This is a genomic window from Mycobacterium sp., assembly GCF_049608025.1.
Taxonomy (GTDB): Bacteria; Actinomycetota; Actinomycetes; order Mycobacteriales; family Mycobacteriaceae; genus Mycobacterium.
The window spans coordinates 1-543 of record NZ_JBMYXC010000121.1 but is presented as its reverse complement, the minus strand read 5'-3'; the positions used below and the strand labels follow the sequence as shown (position 1 = coordinate 543).

Sequence of the window (543 nt, the reverse complement as noted above, 5' to 3'; positions counted from 1 at the left end):
GCCCAGTCTTGTCCGCCAGCCAGCGCTCGACCTGTCGGTTCCATCGCGTCACGCCGAACGGGCCGTGCCGGTGAGCGCACAGCAGCCGGTGCCCGTTCAGGATCGTCAGTGCGGCCTCGGCATCTCCGAGAAGCGCGGCCTCCCGAAGGCCGAGCGCGTGTTCGACGAGGTGCGCGCGCAGTTGCTCGGCCGGATCGGCAGAGTCGATCCACTCGACTGACTCGTCGCGGGCTCCTAACAACGCCACCGCGAGGTCGGTGTCCCCCGCGCGGATCGCCTGGGCCAGCGACCCGATCGACTCGCCGAACCGGTGGGACGTTTTCAGCTCGACGACCCCGCCATCGCTACGGTCATCAGCAGGGCCATCAGCACGGCCATCAGCAAGGCCATCGCCCAGCCCGTCGACCAGATCGGCCAACACCGCCCCGGCGTCCACCGAGGCCAGCTGATCCGGGTCCCCGACCAGGAGCAGCCGGGCGTCGGGCCGGACCGCCTCCAGCAGTCGCGCCATCATCGTCAAGGACACCATCGAGGTCTCGTCCA

Annotated in this window: 1 protein-coding gene; it reads right to left on the bottom strand. The window is 69.8% G+C overall.

Going from position 1 to position 543, the window contains the following annotated elements; genetic code table 11:
* A partial coding sequence (locus ACPGXI_RS18010) for an AAA family ATPase (RefSeq protein WP_526655394.1) occupies positions 1-543 on the bottom strand: 543 nt, incomplete at both ends.